At 60.2% G+C, this 23,960-nt stretch carries 14 protein-coding genes and 2 pseudogenes; 7 read left to right on the forward strand and 9 right to left on the reverse strand.

The features are described 5' to 3' along the window. Nucleotides 1-204 (forward strand): annotated as a pseudogene (locus tag QO034_RS21420) (hypothetical protein); the annotation flags it as partial. Between the two features lie 237 nt (nucleotides 205-441). Here the strand turns inward: QO034_RS21420 and QO034_RS21425 are convergent. The 8 genes and pseudogenes from QO034_RS21425 to QO034_RS21465 form a co-directional block, all read right to left on the reverse strand. Further along, entirely contained in the window at nucleotides 442-3,294 is a 2,853-nt protein-coding gene (locus QO034_RS21425; RefSeq protein WP_284487559.1) for a patatin-like protein, read from the reverse strand. A gap of 239 nt (nucleotides 3,295-3,533) precedes the next feature. Continuing rightward, nucleotides 3,534-4,994 carry a glycoside hydrolase family 108 protein gene (locus QO034_RS21430; protein WP_284487560.1) on the reverse strand — a complete coding sequence of 487 codons (1,461 nt, stop codon included), beginning with the start codon at nucleotides 4,992-4,994 and terminating at the stop codon, nucleotides 3,534-3,536. Nucleotides 4,995-5,015: 21 nt separating this feature from the next. After that, entirely contained in the window at nucleotides 5,016-5,222 is a 207-nt protein-coding gene (locus tag QO034_RS21435; RefSeq protein WP_284487561.1) for a M15 family metallopeptidase, read from the reverse strand. A 328-nt stretch (nucleotides 5,223-5,550) separates the two neighbouring features. Beyond that, entirely contained in the window at nucleotides 5,551-5,859 is a 309-nt protein-coding gene (locus QO034_RS21440) for a hypothetical protein (protein WP_284487562.1), read from the reverse strand. 128 nt (nucleotides 5,860-5,987) lie between these two features. Next, nucleotides 5,988-6,689 carry a hypothetical protein gene (locus tag QO034_RS21445; protein ID WP_284487563.1) on the reverse strand — a complete coding sequence of 234 codons (702 nt, stop codon included), beginning with the start codon at nucleotides 6,687-6,689 and terminating at the stop codon, nucleotides 5,988-5,990. Then, a complete protein-coding gene (locus tag QO034_RS21450) occupies nucleotides 6,572-6,931 on the reverse strand; it encodes a DUF2793 domain-containing protein (protein ID WP_284487564.1) in 360 nt (119 codons plus the stop codon). The genes QO034_RS21445 and QO034_RS21450 overlap by 118 nt, the downstream gene beginning before the upstream one ends. Nucleotides 6,932-7,129: 198 nt before the next feature. Beyond that, nucleotides 7,130-8,279: pseudogene (locus tag QO034_RS21455) on the reverse strand (baseplate megatron protein TIM-barrel domain-containing protein); the annotation flags it as partial. 481 nt (nucleotides 8,280-8,760) lie between these two features. Beyond that, nucleotides 8,761-10,308, reverse strand: a complete 1,548-nt coding sequence (locus tag QO034_RS21465; RefSeq protein WP_284487565.1) for a CHASE2 domain-containing protein — start codon at nucleotides 10,306-10,308, stop codon at nucleotides 8,761-8,763. Nucleotides 10,309-10,354: 46 nt separating this feature from the next. Between QO034_RS21465 and QO034_RS21470 the strand changes: the two genes are divergently transcribed. From QO034_RS21470 to QO034_RS21495, 6 genes are read left to right on the forward strand one after another with little or no spacing between them, the layout of a single operon-like run. After that, complete coding sequence (locus QO034_RS21470) at nucleotides 10,355-11,332, forward strand: hypothetical protein (RefSeq protein ID WP_284487566.1); 978 nt, start codon at nucleotides 10,355-10,357, stop codon at nucleotides 11,330-11,332. Next, nucleotides 11,326-13,542, forward strand: a complete 2,217-nt coding sequence (locus QO034_RS21475) for a hypothetical protein (RefSeq protein WP_284487567.1) — start codon at nucleotides 11,326-11,328, stop codon at nucleotides 13,540-13,542. Before QO034_RS21470 ends, QO034_RS21475 begins: the two co-directional genes overlap by 7 nt. After that, complete coding sequence (locus tag QO034_RS21480) at nucleotides 13,539-16,715, forward strand: hypothetical protein (RefSeq protein WP_284487568.1); 3,177 nt, start codon at nucleotides 13,539-13,541, stop codon at nucleotides 16,713-16,715. The genes QO034_RS21475 and QO034_RS21480 overlap by 4 nt, the downstream gene beginning before the upstream one ends. Before the next feature lie 2 nt (nucleotides 16,716-16,717). Continuing rightward, nucleotides 16,718-19,465, forward strand: a complete 2,748-nt coding sequence (locus tag QO034_RS21485; protein ID WP_284487569.1) for a vWA domain-containing protein — start codon at nucleotides 16,718-16,720, stop codon at nucleotides 19,463-19,465. Between the two features lie 59 nt (nucleotides 19,466-19,524). Continuing rightward, nucleotides 19,525-21,099 (forward strand): caspase family protein, encoded by a 1,575-nt coding sequence (locus QO034_RS21490; protein WP_284487570.1) that lies wholly within the window; start codon nucleotides 19,525-19,527, stop codon nucleotides 21,097-21,099. Between the two features lie 4 nt (nucleotides 21,100-21,103). Continuing rightward, the gene (locus QO034_RS21495; protein WP_284487571.1) at nucleotides 21,104-23,509 is read left to right on the forward strand and encodes an ATP-binding cassette domain-containing protein; all 2,406 of its coding nucleotides are present in this window, start codon (nucleotides 21,104-21,106) and stop codon (nucleotides 23,507-23,509) included. Between the two features lie 358 nt (nucleotides 23,510-23,867). Here the strand turns inward: QO034_RS21495 and QO034_RS21500 are convergent. Then, the coding region (locus QO034_RS21500; RefSeq protein ID WP_284487573.1) for a transposase domain-containing protein at nucleotides 23,868-23,960 on the reverse strand (93 nt) is incomplete at its 5' end.

Raw genomic sequence — 23,960 nt, forward strand, 5'->3', positions numbered from 1 at the left:
CCGCCATATTCTCCCGATCTGACCCCCATCGAACAGGCCTTCTCCAAGCTCAAGGCGCATCTTCGCAAGGCCGGCGCACGGACGTTTACGGAGTTGTTCAGCGCGCTCGGAAGGATATGCGCCAGGTTAATCCAGAAATGCTTTAATAACAATAGCTTAAGAGGCGTAACGCCATGCCGAGAAGTCTGGTGCGAAGATCAGTAGGTTAAGTTGGTTGTGTGCCCCCGCAACCAACTTATCCTGCGACCCTCGCAGGTTAAGTTTAGATTGCCCTCCCGAAACCAAAAATAGCAAGTAAAAACAAAATCTTAGGTCTCACATCACGCGGGACTTTTCGCTTAACCCCAAAACAACTCAACGCCACCTCAACGTTTGAAGAGTCGGGTGGAGCAGAAGCGGTTTTCTGGTTCGCCAATATCCCGTCGCCGAAGCGATATGTTGTCAGTTGCCTGACAGAGTCTGCCATTCATTCCACAGGCTCCATCCCCCATAACCCGCAAGCAGCAAGACAATCGTCACCAGGACAACTATGGCGATCCGACGGAGCAGAAGGGGCAGCGGGGGGCGTTCTCTGAGAATTCGACCAAAAGTGTAGAGCAACACCCACAACGTCGCAGCCACGACCACAATGATCCCACCGATTGCTGCTGATTGCGCTGAACCAGCAATGGCTGCTATGACAACTACAAGCAGTCCTGCTAGCATGGCGAGCATCAGAACATGGTTGGCAACCATGCGCTGGAAACTACCTGGGAGCGCGAAGTTCGCGAGATGGGCCGAAAGGAGGCCACCTGCGCGCAGTGGACGGGCAATTCTCGGGCCGGCGAAACCCAGAAATCCGGAGGATGGCAGCCCGTCGATCATCCGGGCGAGAATCCGGGCTGATCGGCTGGTCCAGCCGGATATCGCGATCGCATTTGGTCCGGCCGGTTGAACCGTGGCGTATTTCTGGAACCGCGGAACGTCGAAAGCGCTTGCCTTGATTTCGCCGAGCGCTCCGGCCGCGAGTTGATCGACGGTTTCGTCGTCGATCTGCGACGCGCGCAGCCGTGCCTTGACGAGCGCCAGCCGTCGCGCATCGCCGGACTCGAGGGTTTCGAACTCATCCTTGAGAATCGCCTCCTGCAACCTTTTCGTGTAGATTGCCCGATCCTCCGACTTGTCCGGGCCGGGCATCAAGGCAGCAACTATCCGTTCCGCCCCGTCGAGCCGACCCCAAAGGATGTCGTGCTCGCGCCAGTCGCGGTTCAGAAAACCGCCAAAGGCGCGGACCTTGATGCCCGCGAGCTTTGCCGGGTCATCGTTGATCTCGCTGTCGGCGGGGCTGATGCGGAACACCTGAACATCGGCATTCTCTTGTGCGGAACTTCCCTCCAGAAACGGGAAGGTCACGTTGTCGTGCCAATGGAAACGGTCATAGGCCTCCAGGATCGACTCCAGACCTTTCTCCTCGATAAAGCCCCGGATCCGCTTGCTGCTGGTCTCGGACGCTGCGCGGAGCTTTGCACCGATCGTTTCCATCGCCTTGTCAACTTGGTCCTTCACGCGATCATGATAGATCTCGGTTGCCGCGGCATAGCGATCTTTCAGCGAAATACGGGACATGACCTCTTCGTACCCGTTTGTGAGCTTGTTTCTGAGTTCCGCGATTTCGTCAGCGGCGAGCAAGTGACCCAGCTCTTCGGAACCCGGCGATCTCAGGCGGCGCAGGTTCCAGTGTTCGCGCTTCACGATGGCCAGGGCGTCCCAGAGCAATTCTTCCTCTGCGCCGGGTTCGTTCAGCGCGGCATCGATTGCGACGCGCAGATGGCTGAGGCGGCGCAGACGGAAATCGAGATCATATTGAGTCAGGTAGAAGGTCTCGCTCCGGCAAGACCCAGGCCGGGACGAACTACCGCCTTCAGGGTGGTAGGCATAGAATCTCTGGTCGCGCCAGGCCCGGATAACCTGCCTCAGATATGACCACTGGTCGGATTTCAGTTCGTAACCCGCGATCTGCGTTACGAAATCGGTCAGCAAGTCTGTCGTGCCATAGACCCGGAGGTGATGATAGAGCGGGTAGTGCCGACCGTAACCCAGATCGACCAGATCGGCGAGGTCGAGTTCCTCGAAATTGTCAGGCTTTCTGGCATGCGGTGTGATCGCGCCAAGTGTCTGGAGTTTTTCCTGATCCCTTGCCCAGCGGTCCTGGAGCGCACCCAGGCGACTGAGCCGGCGATTCATTTCCGTTATATCGTGAATGTCTTCGCGAATGACCTCGCGGCGAGGCAATGTCGTGGCCGCAAGCATTGCGTTGCGCAGGAAGTCCACCTCCATTTCCTGAGACCGCTCCGCCTTGGTTTCCGGGAATGGATCGACGAAGAGCAGCTTGCGTTCACCCGAAACCGTGGGCGTCCGGAAGGGAATGAGATCAATGGCATGGCTGAACGGCCGGTTGTCGAGATAGCCGCCATCGGCGAAGAGCCGCGACTCGAAATCATCCTTTTCGCCTGCGGGGATGTCGCCGAAGTCTCGGGGGCGATTGCGCAATTTCTCGGGTATGGCGTCAAGACGCGAAGGCGGGAATGCGACGGGAAAGGACGACGTGCAGCGCGCGGCAAAGGCGAGCAGGGAATCCTCCTCCTCTCCAAAATCATTGCGCTGCGGTGGCGCGGCGTTGTCGTCACCGGCGATGTACTGGAACCGGAAAACGGATTTGTGGATCCGCTCGTCCATACTTTTGTCGGTCAGATAGATCGGTGCCCAGCGCCCCTCGAGATCGGTGGCCGTCACGAAGAGGTCGAGCGTGTCATCGGCTAGGGACCGTCCGGATGTGCCCTGGTTCATTTCCCCGAGAGTCTTGAGCAACATGTCATACATGTAGTGCCCGTCCAGCAGTGACTCGGTTTTTCCGAGGGCCGATATCTTGATGCGATCATTCAGCAGATTCTCGAAATCTGCCTCCACCGCCCATGCCCTGCGCAGCACTTTCAGGTCGCGCGACCCCAGGGCGAGCGCCTTGGCCAGAGCGACGCCGTTGATCCCGCCGGCCGACGTGCCGGAAATGATATCAATGATGAAACGGGTCCTCCGACCATCACCGGAAAGCGCCTTTGAAAGATCGCGATAGATGCGCTCGACCTCGCTGAGCTGCTCCCGGGCTTTCTCCTCATCCGCCGCCCCGAGGGTACGTGGACTGGCGCTCCCGCGAACCATGTGCAGCAATTCCTGTGAAATGCCGTTCATGTAGATTGCGAGGGAAACCCCGCCATACAGTACCACTGCAAAACGCACTTCGCGGGTCGCATCGTCCATCACATCAGCCTCCTAAATATTTGAGCCTTTGCTATGGCTCTGGAAAAACGCCCCGCTTGATTTTCCCTTGCCTGCAGCTTGCCGTGTCCGTCGGTTATCGGAACAAATAGTCTGCGGATGGGAGAGAATGATCGTCAGAACCCGTCCAGGTTTACCGAAGGATTTGTGTTTAGCTTACCTGTATCGACCATACCAAGCCCACGCGTTCGACCGTTTGTGCGCCTATCAGAGTCCTGACCCTAACTCCGCTCGTTCACCATCCCGACCAAACGTATCGCCTTGTCCAGCTTTCCGAACATCCCCCATCCCGTGAGCAGTGAAAATACCGTTAGCAACAGTTCGGTATTCGCGGAAATGAACTGAATGATGTCGCCTGAAATCCCAAGGCTTGGCAAAACCGCCGTCAGCAACAGGCCGATAATGCCTGACACCGATTTCTTGCCGTTCATCGCGTTGCCAATCGTTTCACCGAGCGCAGCGTTGATCGGTGTCAGAGGCGGTTTTCCATCCGGCCCTGTTGTAATGGTCGCGACATCCACGGGCTCAGCGTCGTCAGTCAGCTTGTCTTTCAAAAGGAGCTTTAGCAGGGCCTTGTTGCGAGCCTTTGACGAACTGTCTTCAGAATCAGCTTCGAGGAGCAACTCCGCCAGTTTGGAAAGCGGTGCTTTCGCATCGCTCCCTTGGCCCGAGAGAGCAATGGAAAGTATGTCCTTGGGGTCGATCTTGTTCTCGGAAACATTCATCTTTGTCGTCGGGCGTATGCCCGCTCCCGTTGGCAGTGAGTTCACGAATTCACGAAGAGAGACCATCCTGTTCAGCCACCCGGCTCCGAAGACTGAAAATGTATCCAGACTTCGCAGATACTGTTCTTGCCGATCCATGAAAGCGTCAGCCAGAACACCCGGATCGGTTTGTTGTACAGCGCCCATTGTCAGCCGGCCCAGTATGCCATCAACTTCAAGACCCTTCCCATCCACGGTCAGACCCAGGTCGTTAAAGGCGTCCTGCACAAACTTGATGGCCGTTTTGGGTCCGGACAGTACCGCACAATTGTAGACCACCATGGCCATTCTCTCAGGCATCTCGCCACAGCGGCACATTGCGTAATACCTCGTGCGGAAGATCTCGTCGGCTTCAGCGCGGGTCAGATTGCGCACGTCCTCGACGGTCACATCTGCGCCTCGCCAGTCGGCCAACGTCCCAATGGTGATCCCCATATTCGTAGCGCCGCCCTTGTCAGCAGGGTGATCAGCGAAACCGCCCTCCCATCGCTTGATAAATTCGTGGAACTTCTGAAAACGAGGGTCAAATGCCGCGTCCGAAATTGGGTCTGGCATCTTGCTGTCCTGTTCAATCTCGAGGCTTGCCAGAACCATCGGATCCAGTGGCGGGCGTTCGGGGGCCAGATCGGGTTTTGGAGGCGCGGCCCCTGGTCCTTCCCAATTGTCGATCAGGTCGCCCAGATGCTCAGCCCATACTTCATCGCCGCCTTCGGGATAGATACCGTTGCGCATTTCTGTGGCGGACGCGCCAACCAACTGAATATGCGGTTTTTCGATCAACTGTCCCTCTTTGTTGACAAGGGGTGTCATGCCGTTCTCTTTTGCAAGTTCGTGCATTCTGTCCCAGAACGTGGCTCTGGCGCCTTTGTCGTCCCAGGACCATTTTTCATCGATCTTCAGAACAAAATCGACCGCCAAGCCATATTGGTGGATCGACCCTCAAGGACCAACCCATGTCACCTTTTTGCCCGGCTTAGTTCGCCCCTTGGCAAAAAGCTGGGCCTGGCGTTCCGGCGTGCGGAACGCTTCGAACACTTCGAATGGTATCTTCTCGCTCTGAAGCTGTTTTTGTATCGCCGCGACTTTTTCACGGATTGCCGGATGGAGTCTGGAAATATCGCTGTCGCGACTAACGGAATTTCCCATGTCTATAACCATTTCTAATTAGTTTGGCTGCAAGAACTATTTGACCGAGGGTTTTAATCCCGTCGATAACTCAATATCTTTTAAAAAGCGGCAATCACGACCGCTCGATCTGTTCAAGGCGCAAAACGTCTACATAATTTCCCCCTAAAATAGCAAAAAACGGTGCCAAAGTCACCCCAAAGTTTATTGCTGGCTGAATCGCTCTCTTCGCCATGCCGCTTCAGCGAGTAAGGAATTTGGCGATTTTCGTTTCCTCCGGAACGAAAAAGCCCGCCGGGATGGCAGGCAGGCAGGATGGATTGGTTGGGGTGGTGGGCGGTGTCAGCGTTCAGCCGTCGGGATGGCGCTGGAAGGCCTGCAGCATCAGGTTGCGCATGTCGTGGATGTCGGATTCGATCCGGGCCAGCCGGTCATGATCGACCCGGCGGTCCTCGTCGCGTCGTTTCTCGATGCGGGCGCGCTCGGTCTCGAGCTCCTGTTCCAGCTTGTGCAGCAGCGCCTCGTTGGTGAAGGCCTTGCGGGTGACGGCCGCAGCCAGTCCGGCGATGAAGGTGAACCAGACGCCAAGTGCTGCGGTGATGCCGTGCTCGCGCAGGGCAGTGGCGAGCTGTTCGGTGAGGGTTGGTTTCAGGCTCATCCGATCTACGTGCCGCAGAAGGTGGTGGTCTCGGCCGCGAAATACCCGTCCGCGGCGCGGAAATACCCCTGCAGTTCCACGGTATCGCCGGCGATGAGAGCCGTCATGGTCTGCAGCCAGAGTGTGGTTTACTCCGACCGGTGATTTCCAGACAGCTCGCCATAGGAGCCGCGGATTTCCGTGGTGCCGTTTCGAATCAGCCGTCCGCTCATGCGCGCGGAATTGTCACCATTGGTCTTGAACTGCAGAGAGGCGCCGAAGAGATATGTCCCGCCGACCGGGGCGGTGAAGAGATTGGTCGCCGCGTCAAGGCACCCCTGGTCATTTGCCTCCGCCGCGTTGATGGCGATTTTCGTCCATGTCCCGACGCCCACGTAGTTGTCGTAGTTGGTGCAGGCCTTGAAGCGGGGCAAGGCCGGCTGGTCGAGGATGCCGGTGTTGCGATCGACGGAGAGGGCTTCCTGCCAGGCCGAGCCGTCCGGGTTGACTTTCAGGGTGAGATCGTCCGAGCCCACCAGCCCTAGTTCCGCCCGCGCGGAAAACCCGGATTGCAGCAGGAGAGAGAGCACGTCCATCGCGCCTTCCTTGTTGAGCGTGTAGCGGAGATCGCCATCGCCGCCTTCTGCCGCAGTCTTGGCCGTCCAGAGCGTGGCGTTGAGCTTTGCTGAAAATGGGTTTGACGCATCCGCTGTAGTGTCCAATCCCAGCAATGCTAGGTCCTGCATCGTGTCCGGGGTGGCCCCGACCCAGCCCACACCGTCAAAGACCAGCAGCAGGTTCTCATCTTCGACCCAGCCCGCCAACCGACCCGCGGGGACAGGCGCAGCCATGCTCCGTCCGTCCAGAACGCGACATTCAGGTCCCAGCCCGCCCAGTCACCGGTGGCACCGGCGCCGACGATGTAGCGGTCGCCCTCGGCCAGGCTGGCCGGCGGTGCCGTCAGATCGCGATCGAGGATGGACAACTGCACCAGCCCGTCGAGCAGCCGCAGCGCCTCGTTATGGGTGACATGCTTCTGGGCCCGCGCCGCGAGGAGGTACGGCAGAGCCAAGTGGGTGGTGGCGTCGGACATGGAAGAGCTTTCAGAAGGCGAGTATGACGGATCTCGGCGCGCCCCGCCCACGAGGGCGGAGAGCTGGTAGATGCGAATATCGAGCGTGTCGCCGGACCCGAGCAGCGCGCCCCAATCGGTGATTTGATCGGCGGTGGTATAGAGCGCGGTGGGGGTGGTTCTGGTCAGCACCCGCTTCACTGTTGCACCGTCAAGGATCTCGACCTCGTAGGCCTGCAATTCCTCACCGAGCAGCACTTCGAGCCCGCCCCAACTGTCGGTGGCGAGCGCACGGGACCGTTGCGTCCAGCGGATCGTTAGGTCACCATGCACGCGCGGCCGGTGCCAGGGTTGCTCGACATGGGCGACGGAGAAGGGCCGGAGCCCGACACCTGCCGGCGTGAAGCTTTGAGTAACATAGGTCTCCTCGCTCTTCGCGTGACTGGCCGGGCCGATGCGCCAGTTCCACGGGATGCCGAGGTCGGCCTCTGCGATCGGCAGGGTGGCAAGGCTATCGTCGAGCACCACCGCCTGCGCGCCGCCAGGCGTCGGGTTCCCCATGGCGTTTTCTGTGCCGCGCTGGCCGCGCAGAAGGCGGGTCAGACGATACCGGCCCGGTGCGATCAGCTCAGCCGCGCCTGCCTGCACAATTTCCCAGATGCCGGATGCAGACTCGATGGCCAGCGCATTGGCCCCGCCCAAGAGCGCGAGATCGGTGAAATGCCGCGCCAGCGTGGTGATCGAGGCGCGTGGGGATTCAAGCGCCCGATCACGTAGCCCTCCACCGCGCCCCGGAGATCTCTGACATCGATGCGGTCCCCCGGCAATCCGGCGCTCAGGCAGAGGTGGCGCACCAGTGCTGCCAGGGAGGCGAAGTCCAGCCAGTCAGCCAGTGGCCCAGCCGCCAGTTCGGCCCATCGGCCCAGACATCGGTGAGTTCGGGAAAGAACGGATAGGGCCGCGCATCCCAGGTCCAGGCGGCGCAGTCCGGCAGCTCGACCATTTGACCGCCATAGACGGAGGAAACCGGATTATGAGCGGGATTGCCCCAGAAGAGATAGGTCGCCTCCAGATACGCCCGCTGGATGGCATCATCCCGCCAGCCGCGGGAGAAATGCGGCATGGAGCTTTCCGAGGACTTGGGATCAAAGAACACATTCGGCTGGTTGCTGCCTCGGTCGATGACTGGGCAGCCAAGTTGGGTGAATCGGATCGGCTTGGATTGTGGCAACCAGGCGGTTGGCGCCCCGCTTTCCACCCCGCCCGGTCGGTCTTGGTGTGGGTTGGACCACCAGCTTTCGAGGTCCTTGTACCGGAAGACCCATGGCTTGCCGGCGGAACCGTCGGAGATCGGCGTCCGCATCCGCGCCTCGTCTATCTGTATCCCTTGTCCCATCGGTTTAGGCGTTTCGTTGTCGTTCATTCTCTGCTGCTCTCAGCCAGTCTGAAAGGAACCATCGTCACGGTCAAACGTGCGAAACAATCAATACGTTATCCTGCGCATTGTGGAGGAGAGCTTTATCGGCCACCGACAAGCGGCGGCCACAGCGCCCCGGCATAGCATTTGCCGGTCGCTGCTGACCACCTGGCAGCGGCAGTATCGAAACGGTGAGCTTGGGTCTTCTCGCCGGTGTCTTTCGTGCCTGTGACAGTGACGAAGGAAACTCCCGCGTCGCAAGAAAATCCGGTTGATCCCTGCCCGCCTTCAGGCTGTCAGGTTGCGGGCGCAGCATGAATTAAGATCAACGTGGCCAGCCCAGTCCGGACCTTGACCATTCCTTCAAGCGCCGCTGTACAGCTCCACCAGAAGGGCCATTCGCCGCGACGGCAGTATTGAGACAATTGCGGACTTATGTCGCGTCTTTAACCGGTGAAAAGAAATAGTCGGCGACAAGCCAGGAGGCATATCCTGTCAACATCGCCCCAGAGAGACCGATGGAAAGCGACCAGAGATTGAGGGTGTAAGCCTGAACAGCAACTGCGATGGCGATGCCGAGGATCGTGGCAAAGACGGTGACCGTCTCCTTCGCGATGCCGCCTCTGTCGCGGCGGCCAAGCATGTAGGTCAAGACGCCGACTAGGGCCGCGAGGAGCGCTGCCACGCTGGACCAGATCCGATCGGATCTTATGAATTCCGAACTGCCGCGAACGAGCCCGTCTAGGAAAAGCCCCAGAACGACCGCGCCCGGAAACTCGCTTCGCACGGAAATGCCGCCGATCGGCTTGCTCAGCAGATCGATTGAAAAGAGCGGAGTCAGGGGCGTCGTGAGGAAATCCCCGTCCGAAATCCGCCCAGGTCCGATCAGCACGTATTTGCGGCGGAAGAACGCTGCGCAGGACGTGTCCGAGAACCCCGTCCCGTCTAGCGCGCAGACCTGCCCGCGCCCAGCCCCGTCGCGGCTTGGCGGAAATCCCGCAACCGTCGATGCGCGCAGGATCGTCAGACGCCTGTCCGGCTGGCGAAACCGCAGCGCCGGCGCTGGGTTGTCGACAGCCGAGAAGAAGCCAAGGAGCGCCGCACAGAAGTCCGCATCCGCCTCCGGTGTCGTCTCCGGCAAAGCGCAGGCGCGCATCCGATCCTGCGTAACCGGCCGCCCGCCCGAAGCTTTCAGACCGCTCAGCCACGTCGCCAGCACGAAATGACCCGTCCCGACCGGCGAGACAATCTGCCCGGGTGTTGATTCCGTCAGCAGGGGTAGCCGCCGGACACGACCGGAATCAGCCTCCAGTATCGTGATGCTCGGGGCCCAGGGTCCATCAGCGAAACCAGCACCCGCGACATGCGATGTATTCGGCGGCACAAGCGTCATCTGTGGAATGACCCGTGCCAGTTTCGCGTTAAACTCCGCCGCCACGACCGTTGGCGGCATCGACGTTGCCGCGAGGCGCGGAATGGGAGAGTCGCGCACGGCAGGTTCTCGCCATTCCGGCCGCATGAAACATGTATCCGGCCTCATCGGAAGCGCGCTGGCAAACCCCGTCTGGAATGTGTAGTCTATGCCGATTGCACGCGGTTCGGCCTGCGCGATACGCTCCACCAGGCAGCGCAGTGCGAGGGCAAGGTCGTCCCGCACAGGCAGCCCTTCATCGACCAGCACCACGACGACCTCCGGGTCCATCGAAAGTGTGGAATCGGTATTTGCGGCCAGCAGTTGTGAAACGTCGTCCAGTATCGTGTGGCTGCTGCTCAGCGCACCATAGAGCAGCACCAGCATTAATACGCTTTTAAAAACTTTCGCCATTTTGACGCACCGCCCTATGTCGTAGACTGTTACACGTATATGGACATCCGCGAGCTTTTCCTGCAAGAAGGCAGGTTTTCCCGCTTTGAGAGAATCACCGGCATTGATAAGGTAGAAAGAGAGTAAAGAACTTTTAGAACTGAAATTTATTGGCAATGTCCGCTTTTTGGCAACAAGCGCCTGCCGCTATCGGAGAGGTCTGATGCGATCAGTTTGGCTGGCCAACGTCTTCATCGCGCTCACGTGCATACTGTGGGCAAGCGTCTCCCTTGCGCAAAAAAAACTGACTGACGATGACGATACCCTCGTGTCGATCACCTCCATTTCCACCTCGTCCAGCAAGATCCTGAAGGCCGACGGGAAGGAACGCGCCGCGATTCCGGGCGAGGTCCTTTACATGTCGGACGATCTTCTCCTGGAGAGGGAAGTTGTCGTCATCCTAGGCGCGCCGGATTTCGATCCGCGATCCCTAACCCACTTCAGCGGACTGGCGCGGCAACAGGTGAATGTCGGCGCGCTGATCGCGCAAAAAGGGCTGAAGCGCGATGAACGCCCCGGGCGCACATGGTCCAACGTCATCAAGTCGGTTTGGGATACCATCTTCGAAGTCCCCTATAAGCAGGGCACGGCGCAGGGCCGGATCGGCAACACCCATAGCCTGGGCGAGGATTGCGGCGCCGACAGCATCTTGGGATGCATCGTTCCGCCCGTTCCGGTGACATCGACGAACGGCACTTTCGAAATGGTCTGGCCCGCATGCTCGGGCGTCACAGGCGAAGCGCAACTGCGCGCAGTGGGTGCCGTGATTTCTCCGTCCTCCGCCTTGCCGGGGCGCGCGGTCTATTCCGACCTCCAGCCGGGACAATACGATTGGGAAATCGCGTGGGGGCTCAAGGAAAGCGGTGTTAACGGCGAGCGCAGCAAGGGGACGCTGGAGGTGCTGGATGCGGATGCGCTGGGTTCGCTGCGGGCCGAACTGGAAACCATATCGCGCCTTCCGCCCGACCCGGTATCGCGTACCCTCACAGAGGCCGCATTCCTTGCGGCGACCGGCGCGCTGCTCGATGCACGGAGATTGCTGACCGAAGCCGCTAGTGCCGAGGACCCGGACAGTCCGATCCATGACTGGCGGCAAGGGCTGATCTTCTACCTTGCGTCCGGAATACCGGACACATGCTGAGGTTCGGCTGGCAAGCACCCGCGATCATGCGCCGCATCATGGCGCCTCTGCTGCTGGGAATTTGGTGCTTGCCGGCTGAAGCGCAGGAAAGGCAATTCCTCCAAGGGCTGAATGTTGCCGAATGCCGGATGTGGCGGGATTTCCTCGAATTCGGCGAACGCGGCGTTTTCGGGGAAGACGTCCTGCGGGGGGCGGATGCGATTGCCCAGCAATTCTGGGACGCGTCAATGCAATGCAACCTCTTGCAGGACAGCGCTGAAACAGCTCCCTTTTCCGGCCGCGTGCGTGAGGAGAACAAGCGCCTGATCATCGAGTTCACCGAACGCCTGGTGCTGACGCTCGACTATCGGAACGTAGCGACGCTGGTGCGGCAGTCGAAATTCTTGATTGAGAACGCGAATCGGAATGCGCCCGACCCTGAACTCTCGGTCCTGGTCACCGAGGCGCAGCAGGCCCTGCGCTATACGGAGGAATTGATCGCCACCCGCGAAGCCGTTGAGCAATCCGGGCGCGACGTTCTCAGCAACCTGCGCGGGGCGCTGGTGACGCTCACCGAGCATCATACCGACGACGACGTGACCGTGGATTCCGACGAATGGCCCTCCAACGCGGGGTTCGGTCTGGCCCTCGGCGTAGAACTGGAAACGGTGCCCTTTCGGCGCATTGTGTTCAATCTGCGTGGCGATGACGGGCGAAGCGTGCGCAAGACCGCCCAGATGCATTATGTCCGATTCGCGAACGGAGCCAGCGCATTGCCCGGCGCCGTGCCAGGCAAATCTGCCACCAACATCGCGGAAGTTCTGCGCGACAGAAAGGTGATCCATTGCAAGGTGAAGCCGTCCATGCCGGCCGATTGCGCAGCAAAGTACCCCGTGAACGTTCTGGACCCGTCCGTGTTGCGGCCCCCGGGCGCCCGCGACTCAATGGAACGACTGATCAACGAGGCTGAGGCGATCAATTCGGCGATCCGCACGGTCTACAACAGTCTGGGCCGCGATGTGCAGGACAACATTGAACGGATCGAGGGCGAGCAGGCAAAGCATTGCTCAAACATGAAAGACCTGCGTGAGCGCATCGGCGAGGTTTTGAAAACCCGGCCGGAAGGATCAACTCAGGTGCACGCCTATGAGAATTCGAACCAGGCCGCAATCCAGGATTGGCTAGGGCGCTGGGCGATTCGGGCGCGCTGCGAGGCGCCCAACGACCTGTCACCTTCGCCATCGATCGAAACCGACACTCGGCCTGTGGGGGGCGGTCTGCAAGGCGAGGAACTGGACCAGATCGCCTATGCCTTCGCAGACAGCGGCGATATCGGCCCTGATCAATCGGATTCAATGGCAAAGCTGTCAACCATCCAGAAAGACTTGCGTCGGGAAGTGTCACGACGCCTGTTTGAACAGGCCGAACTCAGCCGCGCGGAGATATGTGGCGAGCCGCTGATCCACACCACTCGCCCGATCTGGTGGGATGATAGCAATTCCGACCTCGAACGAGTTTGGGCCATCGGTGTCGCCCACGTGCGCGCACCAGGTTGTCCCTCCGGCGTTGTCTGGGCGCCGGCAGACGCAGAGCCCGACGGGGTGACTGGCGATGATCGGATTGCGGAGGTGACGCCGCCATCCAAAATCCAACCCGCTTTCCAGCCCGTTGATATTGCTCCAGAGATCGACACCTCGAACAAACGCTCCTCAAAAATCGGGCTCGAACCAGTAGTGGATGAGACGTTCTCGACACCCACGTCTATAAGGAAAGACTTTTCCGATCCACTCGGGGAACCAATCATTGAAGCTGAATGCGACAAGCTGTTTCTGGTGGTGAGCGGTGTGGCGACTGCTCCGACTATGGGCTGCCTGCCAGATTTGGGCCAGCCTCCGGACTCCGTCTTTGCCGCCATGCGGTTCAGTGGCAGCGGACAGGTGCGGCCCAATGATATCAAGCGCCTGCCGGAAGCGGTGCGAGCATTGCTACCCGCTGCCGGTGAACGGACTTGCGAAGATCTAGGCAGTGCGTTCGAAACGCTTGTTTCCGACTTGCCCGAAGGCGCACCCGCCCGCGCCGCCCTCCAGGGTGAAGGGCGCGTTTTCGGCGAAGATGAGGACGGCAACATCGTGCTTTGCCGCAAGCGGGACGAAACCTGGATCAGCGCCCCCCCCGAGCTGAGCGGCTATCTTGTGCTGAGCCCGAACAAGACGGAGTTGGTTTTCAGATGAATGGCTCCAGGAAAATTCGCCGATTAATCTGGGTCGGCATTCTTTGGCCTGCGGCTCTCTTCGCTCAGCAATTGGTCACCGAGGATGCGCCGGACTGGACCTACCGCTATGTCTGCCAGTCCCCGGTCAACCGCGCACCGGAGCGGATGAGCTTCGAGGTTCTTCCGGATCGCGCGGACAACCTTTTGATCCGGACCGGCACCTACGACACAGAGGGAAACTGGACCTTGGAGGCGGAGGACTGGACTCTTTACAGAGTGCGCCCATTCTTAGGGTCCGGTTGTACCGGCATTTCAGCTCCCCGATACTTTCGCGTAAGCGACGAGGTTGCCAGAGTATCGTCGGGCAGCACGTCCTTTCCTGCGGATGCACGCGACGCATACGGCAATCTGTTACTCAACGTCCTGATCCCAGGCGGTCAGGAATTCTCTCCTAGCGTCACAGGGGATGTGACGGCGGCGCGCTACGTCGAGCAAACCGAGCAATCCGGCCGGATCGCCGACATCGCCGTTTCGACCGGTTCCCCTCCACTTGGCATAACGCCGGACGATCTCGATGCAATCGCCGAAGGTGAAAGGCGCAGCGGCCTCAGATGGCTGCAGCTTGATGACGGACGCTACGCGATGGCGCTTTGCCAGGCGGATTGCGGCGCATTGGGACGCATTCCGACGATCACCCTGGTCGGCGTGAGGATCGACGGCGAACGCCAGCAGCTCGTCGAGCAGCATCTTTTCAGATACGCCATGGGCGACTGTCGTCAGTTGAGTGAAAATCCCGACATGTTCTCGACCTCGACTTACGCGAAACCGAATGCCAATACGGGCCGCATGGACTGGCCGAAAGTTCCTATCCCGCCCGATCTGGCTACGGCCAATGACCAAGTGTGCCTGCGCGGATTTTCGACAGGCGGATGGAGCGAGAACATTCCGCGTCTTGCACCCAGTCTGTCGCATGTCGTGTTTTACTGGGGTGCCACCCGCCCCGGCGCAATGACGGGGCCGGCGGCGACCATCGTGGATCAATTCGGAGCGCAAACGGTGAGGGACCCCGTTTCCGAAGAATCCGCCACCGATATCGCTCAACTACAGACAGTCATAGTCGAAGTCCGGCGCGAGGGAGTGCCGGCCGGCATGTTGAGCGAAGAACTTGCCCTCACCATCGGCGACGGTGACAAAACGGAACCAGAACCCTTGGTATTCGATGAAGGCACAGACACCGCCAACGTCCCGTTCGTGATCGATCCGGAGGAATTCGACGGACTTGTCGCGTGCCGGATCCGGGCGCCGGGCACCGATGCCCAGGTCCTGCTGGAGCGGTACTGCCTGAACGTAACTGCAGACGGCGACGTGGCGGTGGAGAGCATGACATTGCGGCCCCAGCGCCACGTGGTTGTCCAACCGGAAGACGCGTTGACCGGTCGCGATCTGACCAAGGACGAATCTGTCGCCATCCGGGTCTTCGGCGGCGCGCTCGGCACGGCAGGCGAGCGGCTCTCCTCGATCACCTTCACCGATTGGACGGCGCGCGAGACGACGCTTCTGGCTACGGATATAGGGCTGGATGAACCCTTGTCGGACCTGGATTGCCAATTGATCCGCCCAGCTCATCTGGAACTGCCGCCAGGCGGATGTCGACTGAGCGACGCCTACAGCCTGGATTCCTACTTCTATCAGCCCGCGCCTCCGCCGGCCACTAAGCTGGAACGGCGCGAGGTCGCAGTGTCGATTCCGCTCGACCTGTCGTCCCTGCCATCTGTTTTACGTAAACGGCTCCAGACCGCGAGCGAACCGCAATTCTACGAAGGAAGGGTCCGGTTGTTCGCACCCCACAACCTGGAAGCGCCTCTTATTACCAGGGAAATCGCGTTCGAAAGCGGCGGCAGCCAGGAAATCACAACTCCCATCCTGCCCATAGCTGACGAGAAGCTTGATATCGAAGTATCGCCGAAACCGCCTTTCGACGCATGGATCGAACCAGCGAAGGCCCTTGTTGGGTCTGCAGATTTCTTGGCCACCGAGAATGGCGAAGGCCCGTTCAACGCGGTCTGGACGGGCAAGCCCGTGAGGCTGACACCGCGTGGCCGGTTGATCGACATGGCGGACATCCGCATCGCCATGCACAGCAAGGCCGATGGCGCGCCTGAGCCAATCCTTTGCAGTGACATCGCCTTGTCTGTGCGACCGGACGGCCCGAACCTTCGACTATTCCAGGTCATGGAAGGTCGGGGCACTCTGCCTGCTAGGTCCCCGGACGGTTTGCCATTTTACCAGCCAACGCCGGACAAAAAGCGTCACGACATACTGCAAGTGCCTAGGGACGGATCGGCAGAAATCACTCTAGGCAGAAGCGCACTTGATTGTGTGCTGTCCGGCCAGACCACGCTCGATGATGAAGGACGCGCTAACGTCGCCGTGGATTCCCCGCGCCCAATCATCGCTTTCGTCGGCACGTCGCTTTCCGGCGATGCAGGCAGAGCCGCATTGCAGAGCATCGGAGCGTCTTCATCACTCGATCAGCAATTCTTCTGGGACCGGATGGTAAACTTGGCGGTTACCGCGAACGATGTGGTGACATCGTCCAAGAGCCTCGTCTTCGAAAGGCCACGCCTGCTGATCGTGTTGCAGCGCGTGCGCGGCGGGTTCGAGGCAATTGCAACGGCACGCGACGGCAACCCCATGTTCCATGGCGCGTCCGCAAGCGACATACAGGACAAGATACGCAGCGCGGCCGTGGAATTGTCAGGTGGGCGTCAGGACAACCGTCAGGAGACCGTTGCGGCCCAACCAGCAACGCTTTTGGCCAAGATGGCGGAACTGCGGCAGGAGAATGCCGTCAACTGGGATACGCGTGATCCGTCCGGACCGGTGATCGCGCCGGTACTTGCCGTAAACATCCGCGCGGAAGAGCTGGGGTTCGGCGTCTGCCGTGAATTCGATGATCTGGACGCTTCGCTGTCCGAAACGCCCGCCGACAACCTAATCGTGATCGCACTATCTCCGGACGGCTCCGTATGCGGTGACAGCACATGGGACCGCGTGACAGTTCTGCCCATCACCCTACAGGACATGCGAAACAATTACGGGAACGTCGCGAACCGGTTTTCCTTGGCCTACGAGGGGGCGCTGGAGCGTATCGATCGTACAATTCGCGCTAACAATCTGAAGGACGGTTGACCATGGAATGGACCCCAAAACTATGTCAGCAAAGCGCATCCGTGGTAACGGGTCACGAAGCGCTGCGACCCTCCTTCGCGGTGCCCTTGTTTGCGGCAATCCTGACATTTGTTCTGGGCGGTTTGCCAAATATCGGCTTTGCAGAGGAAAAGGTGGCCCAAGACGGCGCCTGCCCGCTGAATGTTGACAACGGGCTGGTGCGATTGGGCCTCGCCGATATCTTCAAGGAGCTAGAAAGAACGCGGAACGGGTTTCCAGCTTCGGCGGACTTTGACAACGGGCTTTTCGGCAAGCCGTACTTCTCAGCACGATCGGACACTACTTGGCTGACCGCACCCATCGGTTCCGGCGGGTTTCCGTTCGAGGACGCACCGGAGGAATTTCGCGCTTCCGATTACGACGGAACGGCGATCGGTTCGGAGCTGCAAATTCTCAAGCAGGCCCCTTCTGGCGAGTACCTCGTGATCTATGCGAGCGATCCGGATCGCACTGGGCAACCCTATGGCTGCGCCTGGGTCGAGCGTGACAACGTCGTGCCGGGTGACGCGCTGACCTTCGACGATCTTTCCGCCTCGCGAAACCTGTCCGAACTTTACGTGCCTGAAGACAGCCTGCTGACCGCCAAGGTCGTCGCGCGAAACGATCCTACCGATGCCGGTCAAGGTGCGGTCGACAGCGGCGCCAAGCTGTACGGTGCGCCGGATGGCCCGCCGATGGGCAAGGCTCTGAAGCTATTCGATATCAACTACGTATTCGATTTCGAGGATTCGGGCGAGACAACTTACCTCCTGATCGGAGGTCACCAGAAGGAAGGCACGGCCGTACTGGGCTGGGTTGATGTGCGAGAGGTCATTCTGTGGTCTACAAGGATGAGCGGCTATTTCCCCGCGAACGATGCGCCCTGGAAGCCGACCGGAAGTACCCCCGCAAACAGAAAGGAATGGTTCGCTTTCGCCAACCAGTTCGATGCGGAGGATTTCGCGCGCGCGGCCGGTACACCGGAACCGTTAGCGGTGAAACCTGACGACCTTACGGAACCGGATGACAAGGTGCGTCCGCGCTTCCCGATCATCGACCATGCGCAGGTAGATGCGCTGAACTATTACGCCATCGCCTTTCCTGGAGCGTCAGACAATCCCGGTACTGCCAGCCGCGAAGTAAGCATAGAGACACTCGACGCGCGGGGTGAGTACCTGCGCGATCTGGAGGCGGCGCGCAGCGTGGATGTGGCCCTGCTGATCGACGGCACATACAGTATGGGCAAGTATTTTGAACTGGCGGCAGACGCGGTGAACAAGTTCCTGCTAGAACGCATCGATGATCGGGAATTGCTGTCACGCTGGCGGATCGCAGCCTATGCCTATGGCGACTATGACGATCCGAGCGCTCCGGAAAGCGTGCAATTCCTGCCGCTCGAACGCTTCGGCAGTACCGGAAGCGGAGCGTGGCGGCGGGTGATGGACCGTCTTGCCAACGCGTCTGAACCGTTCCGCAGCGACCCGAACAAGGACAAGCCCGAAGCCGTGGGCGCGGCGATCCAACGTGTTCTGCAAGAAGACTTCCGCAGCGAAGGTGAATTGCGCGTGGTCATCGTGATCGGGGATCACGGCCCCTGCGACGGAACGAAGGTTTACGCCCTACTTGGCCAGGAACCGGTGGATTGCGCGCGCGTTTTCGGCGAACCGGTCTCCATCGACGACGTCGCCAAAGACGTGAAGGCGGCGCAAGCATCAGTGATTTTCGTGGGCGTGCGCGGGGAAGAGATCGCCAGCGACAGCAAGCAGGACGTCGATGCAATCATGACCAGCCGTGGTAGTTTCGAAGGCTTCGCCCGCGCCCTGTCTATGGAAACAGTGGGCGGTGACGTCGATGGCAAGCTTGGCGTCGGCTTCAAGCGATCCTTCGATCCGGACCAAACCAGCGAAACGGACGAAGCGGTCGTGGACAGCATCTATCGACAGATCGGCAACGTATTCTCGTCCGTGGACCTTGCGCTTGACGCGCGGGCACAGTCTTTGCGTTCCGCTCAGGGAGATACGTCGGGCGGACCCGCGAATAAACCTATGGAAAAGATCGCTCCCGGCGCGCTTCTTGAAAGCGACCGGCTAACCATTCTGTATCTGACCAATCGGTTCCTCGATATTCTTGACGAACGCGGAGTGTCAAAATCCGCGGCGAACCAGGCCCTTGCCACGTCGCAATTCGTCGATGTCGGCTGGGTCCCTGAGCAGTATCCCGACGGTACCGACATGCTCGATTTCTGGGTGGCGATGGACTACCGGGCGTTGGAAGGAACGCAAATCGCGACTACGTCGCTTTGCAATGCCTTCGGCCCGAACCGGGAGCAGGAAGCTGTGCGTGCGCTCTACAAGGAAATGTTCAAGACCGTTGCCGGAGAGCCGCCTGACTGGGACCGCCCGATCGCCGTCCTGATCGAAGAGAAACTCCAAATTCCCGCCAATCACTTGTCGCATGTACTGCGCGAAAATAGTGTCGAAGACCTTGTCATCTGGCTGAACAACCAGAACGTTCCACCGGAAGAAAAGACCGCGTTCACCGACGATATCTGCCGCAGCCAGGCATGGCTCTTCAACGTCATCAATGGAAAGATCGGCAGCGGCTTACGCAAGGTAGAATCCGGCGGCGGCCGGATTCGCTGGGAGCTTGAGAATGCCCGGCCCTATTCATGGGATTGGGGTACGGTCGGAGGCGCGGCACTGTACTGGTTACCCGTGGAGATGCTGCCATGAGATCTGTCCTGCTGCGTTGCATCTGCGCCTTGTTTCTTTGCTGGCAGGGGCCCGGTCTCATGGCGCAAGGCTGCGCGGTCGAGCCTGCTCCGCCGCTGATCACTGCCGCTGAGCACGCCCGTAATTTCGCGGACCCGCCGCGATGGCAGTCCGAACGCCAGGCCCGCGCGCATTTCGAGAACGCCGGCCAGCGGCTGGCGCTTATCATCGGGATCAGCGATTATGGCGCGGTCGGGGCTGGTCCCTTCAAATCCTTGACGACGCCGATCGAGGATGCCCGAGCGGTGGCTCGCGAATTGCGTAATCGCGGGTTCGAAACCATTTTGTGCGAAGATCCGACCGGGGGCGATCTCTCGGAAGGGGTCGCTCAGGCCTTTCGCCGAATTGAGGACGGAGCCGAGATGTTTCTCTGGTATTCCGGCCATGGCTCTCGGGATGGCAAGCTGATCGGGCGCGATCTCGACGGTCTGCCGCTGGAGAACATCCTCCATAAGCTTGAAGCCCGCGCGGCGGAACTGGGCGCGGAGGGTGGCGGCTTCCGGTTCTTCGGGGTCCTCGTCGGTTGTCACACCGGCGACGCTCTCGCGCGGTTTCGCGCCGCGCCGGAACGCGAGCAGTCGCTCGCCCGCTTCGATGGCAGCGCCTATTTCATGAGCGCCGCAACAGGAGATGATCGGAGCGAGGGCCTGTTCGTTGATGACGGTCTGATACGAGTGGCGTTCCTGCGCGTGCTGCGTCGGCTCGACGGCGGCGCTGAGGAACGCCGGGGCAGGATTCCCGCGTATCAGATGGCGGACCAGGTCGAAGCCGAATTGGCTGGCCGGTTCGGCAACCCGATTCAGATCGGCCGGGGCTTCGTTCCGTTGCGCTCGCACCTGACGCCGCAGGATCACCAGGTGTTTCACTTTGCGCATCCAACCCGTCTTGACTGGGCTGTGGGCGCGCCTTTCCGTCCCTGCACGGAGTGTCCGACCGTCCGGATCGCCGAACTCGCGGAGGCAGACTCGGGCGAGATCGTCGCTCTTAGTGATCTGATCCGGCTGACCGACTGGGATGCCTGCGAGGACGCAAGTGCCTGCAAACGCGTCGGCGATGTCGCCGAAACCTCCCGTATCATGCAGGTAAGCCACCGCGAGGCCGAACGTTATCTGGACTATCTCAACGCGCAAGTGGGCGACCTGGGTGCATTCAGCCTACCGTCCGAGATCGACTACAAGCGCTTCGTCGAAGCTGACTGGCGGCTCCTTCAGGGCAAGGCAGATTGCGTGCCCGACCGAATTTGGCAGACCAGACCACCAAAACCGATCCTGGAGGCGGCCGAGGCCGGCATCTATCCAATGAACTCCGACCATCTTCAGGGCTGCATGAAGCGACTGCTGAGCGACGCGCAGCGCAGCCTGGAAATCAATCCGGATGTTTGGGAATGGCTGGCGACATGCCATATCGTGAACGAGAACCCCTGCCGGCGCGCCAAGATCGTGCGTCTCCGGTCCGACGGCGGGTCGGTAGACCGAGTCATCGACCGCGAATGGACCAGCCGCGCAACGCCCATGACCGATGCGCGTGAACCGGTCGGCTTCCGGGTGGTATTTCGCTATCAGCCGGCCACTCCGGCTTCCGGTCCGGGGAACTGAACCGATGGCGACAGAGCCTTCGGTACTGCACCTGAAACAGCTGGACCTCGAAATAGGGGCCGAGAGTCGACGCCTGAAGGTCGAGGACCTTCGGATACCCCGAGGTCGGGTCTCGATCATCCTCGGCCCCTCCGGATCGGGCAAGACCACGCTCCTGTCCGTTCTGGGTGGCTTGCTCGTGGCGAAGGACGATCATCCTTCCAACTGGAACTACGTACCATACGAAACCTTGGCCGAAGCGATGGACGGTTCCATGCGGCATCTGGCGTTCCGGAATTTCGGGTTTGTGCTACAGGGCAACGACCTGTTCCGGGACGCCAGCGTGACCACCAACCTGGAAGCAACGATGCTGGCCAAGGGCCTTCAGCTTGACGGTCCGATGGCCAGCGGCATTGCCGAAGACTTGGCTGCGCTCGGCTTCGACCCCACGCAGTACGTGTCGGGCGCCCGCGAGGTCTGGACCTTTTCCGGCGGCGAACGCCAGGCTATCGCCACGATGCGCGAAGTGGCCAGCGATCCGGACGTCATCTTTGCGGACGAACCTGGTTCGAACCTGGATCATGACCGGCGGCATGCGCTTGTCGACCTCCTATGCACACGGATGCGGAAAGGGCGCCGGACCGTGGTTATGGTGACGCACGATCCCTTTATCGCCGGGCTTTTCGGCGATGTATTCCACGTCCTAGACAAGACTGGCCAGCTGATCATCAGCGCAGCCAGGGAAAGCCTCGACGGTCCGGACGGCGCGCGGCAGGCCCGCGCGATCGCAACGACAGCGGGGTTTCCCGAACGATTGTTCCTGGATGCGCTGGCCGAAGGTGACAGGCGGGCAGACGAGCGGACCGACGACGCGCCGCTGACCGAAACGGACGATGCCGACGAAAAGCGCTTTCCCGTTCTACGGGTACGCGCCCGTCTCGCCGTGCGGCTTGGGCGGGAACTGGCGCTGCGGCCCGGCGGCAAGATCCAGGTATCGGGTGGTCCCGGACCGCCTCAGCTGTCAGGAGACGGTCCGGGACCGCGCATGTGGATGCCGCGCGCGGCCGGCCTGCCCTGCCTGGCCATGATGACGATTATGACCCTTGCCATCTTTTTCGGTCTTCTTGCGCACAACGAAGTGAGTCAGCGGTTCGAACTTGCCCTCAGCGATCCTTCCGTCCGGCATGCGGTCGTCTACCAGAAGACCAGCGCCGACAACCCAAGGCAGAAGATCGACAGCGACATCGTGCGGCAACTGGACGGCAAACCGTGGCTTGGGCCCAAGGACGCAGCGCCTGAAATCGACAGCCTAAGCTTGATGACCAATCCCTGCAAGGGGCTGCAACACGTATTTCCCTACAATTATGAACCGCAAGCCAAACTGGCCTTTTCGGATCAATCCCGAGAACTCGACCGCGCAGTCGGACTTCTGGCGGGGTGTTACGAAGACGAGATGTTCACACAAATGCGGCTATCCGGCGAACGGCCTGTCCTGACGCGCATGAAGGAGGGCTTCGACGATTTCGAGATTCTGCTCAACGGGGAATCGAAACTGGTGGTAGGACTGATCGACATGATCGACAAGCCCCTCGGGTTCATGGTGTCCCCGGACAACGATCCCGATGCCAGCTACGCGAAGATCACGCCTGAAGGCGGTGCAGTGAAACAGGTCAGCATGCTGTCCACGCTTCCCAGCCCGGTCTGGGACGAAGTCTCGGTCCTAATGCCTCTGAAACTCTATCAACAGGAAGTCGAGATCGAGGCTACGGGTCAGATGTTGGTCGACGACACGGCATACCGATATGTTCCGGTCTACGATGGGGCACGGCTATTCTTCGATCCGGCCGAACGGCACCAAGTCTTTGACTATCTCAAGGCGAACTTCATCGCTAACCTATCCAATTTCAAGCTCATGAACGAGATGGATCAACGAATGCGCGAATTGCAGCGTTCCATCAGCTTGACGGCCCTTGGCGCGACGGGATTTTCGCTCCTGGTGATCGGCTTCGGTGTCTGGAGCCTGGTCGGCGGCAATGCCAAGGCACAGCTATTAATGCGCCTGCGCGGCTTCGGCGTGGCGTGGATTTTCCTGGCCTACGCCGTCATCTTCTGCATCTACGGGCTGTTGGCCTTCCTGTTCTCCGTTGCCTTGCTCGTGCCGATCTACTTGATGACGCCTGACTGGTCGCTTTGGTCCTGCAATGTCCTGCCGGAATGGCTGAGCGGCGCGTCCTGCCTCTGCCCGGCGGGTGATCCGGGTCCATTGCGGGACGCCTGCGTTCGCGAAGCCACCGGTCCGGTTTTGGGTCACGCGGGCCTGCTCGGGCTGGCCTCGCTGATCCCGATCGCGATGGGGTTGCTCGTCGTCCTAGCGGCCCTCGCATGGTCGAACAGCCGCGGACTGGCCCTGCAATTACGGAAAGAGACCTGAGCGGCGTTCCTGACTGGTTTTGAAGCGTTTTCCCGCGGAACGAACCATTGAATCAGCGCCATGTCATTGTCCATTTGCGACGCGGATGGTTGGGAATTGGCATCGGTTACTGCGTAAGCGGCGTCTGGCGGTCACCTTCTGCTGAAACGTTGGATTTGAGACTCAACCCCTGTTGGATGACAGGTAGTGAGTTTCTCAATGAAGACGAAGAGAGAGTTTCTCAGAGGTCTGGGTCTCGAATTCTCAGACAGCGGGCACCGGCGGTGGCCGGATTGTGTGAAGGCGCGGATTGTGGCGGAAACGCTGGCGTCGGGCGCGACGGTGAATGACCGTATCCGTCCGACTACGCACTTGAGGCCTATTGCGGCGTCCAGTTCCATGGAAGCAGTTCGTCGAGCCGGTTGATCTTGTGATCGGCGATACGCTCGAGAACCCATGTAAGCCAAGCTTC

The sequence above is a fragment of the Sedimentitalea xiamensis genome (assembly GCF_030164465.1).
Classification (GTDB): Bacteria; Pseudomonadota; Alphaproteobacteria; order Rhodobacterales; family Rhodobacteraceae; genus Sedimentitalea; species Sedimentitalea xiamensis.